The organism is Candidatus Margulisiibacteriota bacterium, assembly GCA_018822365.1.
Classification (GTDB): domain Bacteria; phylum Margulisbacteria; class WOR-1; order O2-12-FULL-45-9; family XYB2-FULL-48-7; genus XYB2-FULL-45-9.
Window position 1 is genome coordinate 1 of record JAHJKL010000018.1, and the last position, 4,548, is coordinate 4,548.

Here is a 4,548-nt window from a genome sequence, read left to right on the forward strand (position 1 = left end):
AAATACTATCCATCTGGTAAAAGAAAGGGCGGCAAAAAATATCGCGATACTAAACCAGGCGATAACCGAACTTATTTTTGGCGGGGAATCCTCATTCGGAAAAACCGAAAAGAAATATAAAAAAAGAACGGGAATAAAAGCGGAAAAAGCCCCTGCAACTTTGCTCCAAAATAATGCCTCATGGACTGTTCCGGCTTCGCTATACAAGGAAATCGCAATAGTCCAGCAGACCGCAACAAAAGCGGAAAGCGCGTAGGAAATGTTAATAAGACTTTTTCGATTCTTTAAACAAATAACCAGACCGAGAGAAGAGTTTCCAAGAACGGCAAAAAAGGGGAAAAGAAGCTTTATGTTGTGAGTAGCTATGGCGAGGATCGTCCCAACCGCGACAAAAATAATATACACCAGTAAAAGGATAAAACAGCCCCCTTTTTAGGATCAACCGGATTGAATTATAGACCTTAGGAAGGCTTTCTGGCAATAAGCAACCAAGCTTGATTGGCATACACGGACTCGCAAGCGACAACTTCAAAGCCGGCTTCGCGATACATATTAACCAGCTCATCCTTTTCATAAAAATGCCATTCGCCAACTACCGCTTTTAGTTCGGCCATTTTACCAAAAAGGAGCGAAGCGGTAACACCGAGAAGCAAACGACGAATATTTCCCCTTTCCACGACCGCCTGCTCCGCCCGTCGATGTTTAGCCTCCGCGACCAGCACCCGAAAAAAACTTGCCCCCTTCTTTGGCGTAACGACCGCCAGCATTCCACCCGGAGCAAGCACACGGAACTTTTCAGCACAGGAAAGCTCTCTGTTGCGCAAGTAACCTTCAACTAAAATGCTGGTTACTTTAGAAAACGAACCATCGCTGAATGGCAATGGCTGGTTAAGGTCCGATAATACCAGATTAGCCCGTTGAACATTGGCCGCCGCTCCTTCCAGCATTTTACTCTCCGCATCCAGGCCAACCGCGGTGGAAACCAGGCCCTCGACTTCAGACAGCCAGACCCCCTTGCCGCAACCAACTTCTAAAACATTATCCTTTTTTTCAAGCCGCAGCCAATGGTTTATCTTCGATCGGATAATTTGATGCTCTTTGGAATCAGCCAAAATTTTAATGATCGGCGAATAGACCCGCCAAAAAGTGGAATCTTTTGGAAGAACTATTCTTGCCAACCTTGAAGTCATTGCTTTCGATATCATACTATTCCCCCTTGATTAGAATACTTCTTAATCTATTCAATAGGTCCTCTACCCTGCCAACTTTTCCCTCCCGATCTCTAGCTTCTTCTCTTATTTTAGCTCGCAATATGATCATGGGATCAAGCTGGCCCAACATATACAGGGCATTCCCGTTGATAATCCCCTCTTCTCCTCCGATCGCTTTTAACCATGGCTCAAAAGTTTTTCTTGGCAGTCGATGCTCATCCTGCGAAAAAACAACTCGGTTATTTTCGGAAGCATAACGATTGGCCGGAGGATAAACACCGACATCAACGGCGGCAATCAACTCCTTATCTCCACTGTCTATTGGACCAACATAGGAGAGCTGTCGGCTTTTAACCTCCGCTTCCGGGGTTATTCTTTGATGAATATCATGAATGATCTGTCCGGCCAGTTCCCTATTCTGTTCGGGGTTGCGGACACTGCCAAAACCGCGCTGAAACGCATGCCAGACCGGAAACCGGCCGGAATGCGCGGCGACCCACATCACCAATTGTTCGTTTTTAAGCTTCCCATTGGCGTCAATCATAAGATTCGGCAGCTTCCCCCATAAATTATGGAGAAAAAGACTGGTCACAGCTTCCCGCACTGAATAATACGTTAATCCATATTTTTGGTACTCCCCCATGGTCATAGTGAAATGAATAAAAGTGTAAAACAATCTTTTATCCTGAAATGTAGCCTTAAACCTCTGGAGGGCGGCAAAGGAGACCGGAAGTCCTCCATGCCAAATAAAAGGAGTGTTCTCTGAAGCGAAAAATCTTTTCGCGTAATAGCGGTCGCGATCGTAACTGCATCCCATTACCCCATAAGCGTCATAAGTGGCAATTTGCGTGATCAGATCGGCAACAAAGATTAGTCCACTCTCTTTTCCCCGCGCGTGGGCGCGGGGGGAAAAATCTTCGGAACGGAAAACCTCTCCCCGTCTTTTCAAAGAAACATGAGTTGTGCCGGAAACATCCGGGGAAAAGAATGGTTCGCCGTTGATTTTGACGATTAAAGGGTCGGAATCTCCGGGGAATCGCCCCCTATTGTCGACAAGTCTGGACAAGACACGAGAAAATTCCCGCTCATTTCTTGGATAAGGGATATCGCCGTTCGGATTATAAAGACCATCCTCGGACAGCATTTTCGCCGCGTCAAAGCTAAACAATCTCCGCGGAGGGGGGGCGGAGGCTTCCCGCTGGCGTATCGATTCGATCGCCAATGCCGCCTCATCAAAAATAGCTTCCAATTGGGTCAAAACCCTTTCCGCTTCCGTCAGGTTTTTAGGCAAAAGTGCACCGGGAACGCTCGCCTCTCCCGGCGTCACTCGATTATGGATTTGGATAACCGCGATAACTTCCCTTGAGATGGGAGAAACAATCTTAATAAAGATCATGCCTGTTGGACCGGTTGAACACTTTAGATCATTCTCAATCGAAGCGGAATCGGCAACCAATCCCTGCCTGGTAAAAGTTGAAAGGTCGGCAATATCAACAACATATGCTCGCTTATCGCCATCAATAACACTCTTTAAAGTTGTCTGCGGCTCTGCCCCACCTTTATGAGGATCGTATTTGCTTTCTCCATTCGCTCCCCAGGCGGAGGAGACAAAGCGTCTTTCCCATTTCCCCTCTCCTGTCGGCGAATAGACCTGGATGTTGCGAAAATTAAGCCCCTGGATGACCTCATGAATATTCTCATGAACATTTAACAAGGTCGAGTTAGGAGGCATATTCCTAAACAATTTTCTGGCATGCCCAAGCACATCCACAAGATTGCTTAAGGAAATGGGTCGTTGTTTCTGATGCGTTGTTCTGTCTATTTTCATCATAATGTTGTCGTTCAGTATTTGACATAATTTCACCAAAAAGCGTCTTTTTTTACCGGCGACCATAAAAAAGGGGGCGCTGACGCCCCCTTTTGGATCAGAGTCTCGCTTTTAGCAAAGGAGCAAGATAATTTCGTTGTTCCGGCCTCATTTGCTCCAGGGCTTTATTTATCAACTCCTGGGGAAGGCTAAACAAAACTTCACAACAATCGCAGGCAAAATTTGTTTAGAATCGCCCAAAGGGACAGGAATAGCGAAATCTTTTCGGATCAACCCCGGGATCCCATCCATGACCCCGATCTTTATCTCTTCCCCGGTCGCAATGTTTTTAATATACTCACCCATTTTTACCAGCTCCTTTTTAAAATAACCAAAAAAATGGCCCGCTCCCCTTTGGTGAAAGGAAGCGGGCCTGGTGGGATCAAACCTCGGCATATTGGTAAGATATGCCATACTCGATCTGATTTTGGATCGAATTCAAGCAACCCTGGCAAATAAAGACCACCCGGTTGAGCGTGTACGGCTCGAAACCGATATGATCAAGCCCCTCGTTGCAAGGGGTCAGCAATGCCCGGCAAACAGAACATCTTCTCATCTGAAACACCTCCTCTATTTATTAATTAATTCTTTCAATTCTTTGATCAGAATATGGTGGGCGCGGTTTTTACTAAGAGACTGAACATAGTTGAGAAACCGGGCGCATCTGGTCCGATTGTGAGGACGACACCTTACACCTGGCAGCAAGTTGCCGCACTGCAGACATGGAGACAAAACTGAAATAGCCATTAAAGCACCTCCTTTTTTAATAAATAACCAAGAAACAAGAGACAAACACCAAACAAAATTAAATAATCAAACATTCGAAACGGAAAAAACGAAGCAATGAGAGGCCAAATCAGGGGGGAGAGCGGCCCCACCCCCGCAAAGGATAACCACCACCGGAACACCGCGGCTAACCGCCTGACGCACCGTAAAGAGGGAGCCACGGGATGGACCGAAGAGGAAAGCCACCAGAACCGAGCAGGAAGAGGCCAGCCGCCGGTTGCGGCCCAAAAGCGCGGAGACAACCTGCTGGCGGGAAGCGCCGGGCAAAGCAGAACCCCAAACGACCTGGCCGCCGGAAGCAAGAAACTGGCTGACCTGGGGACGAACCGAAGCGGGAAAGCCGGAAGCAGAAGACCAAGCAGAGAAAAGCACCCCGGAAGAAGCGGCCCCCTGCCGGAGCAAGGCAGAGAGGGCGAATGAATCAGCCCCCGAAGCGCCACCGGAAGCAACCCGGAAACCACGAGCCAGGAAGAGGGAAACGGCCGAAGAAACAAGAGGAGAAAAAGAAGCGGGCAAGGAGCGGGAACCAATGAAGCCAACGACACGTACCATAAGCGACACCTCCAAAAAAAGATGTCATGCCAATAGCATTTTTTCGCCCCTGTCACCCGGAGCCGTCCCGACGAGGAATATTGAGTCGGGACGGCGTAGGGCGCGGAGGAGGCAAAAAATCACCCTTAATAT

The 4,548-nt window shown here is 47.9% G+C and carries 5 protein-coding genes; 1 reads left to right on the plus strand and 4 read right to left on the minus strand.

Going from position 1 to position 4,548, the window contains the following annotated elements; genetic code table 11:
• A partial coding sequence (locus KKF06_01200; GenBank protein ID MBU1616382.1) for a hypothetical protein occupies positions 1-256 on the plus strand: 256 nt, incomplete at its 5' end.
• Positions 257-461: 205 nt separating this feature from the next.
• On the opposite strand, the gene KKF06_01205 is transcribed toward KKF06_01200, so the two are convergent.
• The 4 genes from KKF06_01205 to KKF06_01220 all read right to left on the minus strand — a co-directional run bounded on the left by KKF06_01205 (position 462) and on the right by KKF06_01220 (position 4,416).
• Positions 462-1,190, minus strand: coding sequence for a methyltransferase domain-containing protein (locus tag KKF06_01205; GenBank protein MBU1616383.1), 729 nt, complete (start codon positions 1,188-1,190; stop codon positions 462-464).
• 16 nt (positions 1,191-1,206) lie between these two features.
• On the minus strand, positions 1,207-2,943 hold the full coding sequence (locus KKF06_01210; protein MBU1616384.1) for a hypothetical protein: 1,737 nt from the start codon (positions 2,941-2,943) through the stop codon (positions 1,207-1,209).
• Positions 2,944-3,460: 517 nt separating this feature from the next.
• Positions 3,461-3,634 carry a hypothetical protein gene (locus KKF06_01215; GenBank protein ID MBU1616385.1) on the minus strand — a complete coding sequence of 58 codons (174 nt, stop codon included), beginning with the start codon at positions 3,632-3,634 and terminating at the stop codon, positions 3,461-3,463.
• A gap of 257 nt (positions 3,635-3,891) precedes the next feature.
• Entirely contained in the window at positions 3,892-4,416 is a 525-nt protein-coding gene (locus tag KKF06_01220; protein ID MBU1616386.1) for a DNA-processing protein DprA, read from the minus strand.
• Between the last annotated feature and the right edge of the window lie 132 nt (positions 4,417-4,548).

Bases quoted from the DNA above. Each gene is read 5' to 3' on its own strand.
- KKF06_01205 (MBU1616383.1), bottom strand. From the start codon at position 1,190: ATGACTTCAAGGTTGGCAAGAATAGTTCTTCCAAAAGATTCCACTTTT.
- KKF06_01210 (MBU1616384.1), bottom strand. From the start codon at position 2,943: ATGCCTCCTAACTCGACCTTGTTAAATGTTCATGAGAATATTCATGAG.
- KKF06_01215 (MBU1616385.1), bottom strand. From the start codon at position 3,634: ATGAGAAGATGTTCTGTTTGCCGGGCATTGCTGACCCCTTGCAACGAG.
- KKF06_01220 (MBU1616386.1), bottom strand. From the start codon at position 4,416: ATGGTACGTGTCGTTGGCTTCATTGGTTCCCGCTCCTTGCCCGCTTCT.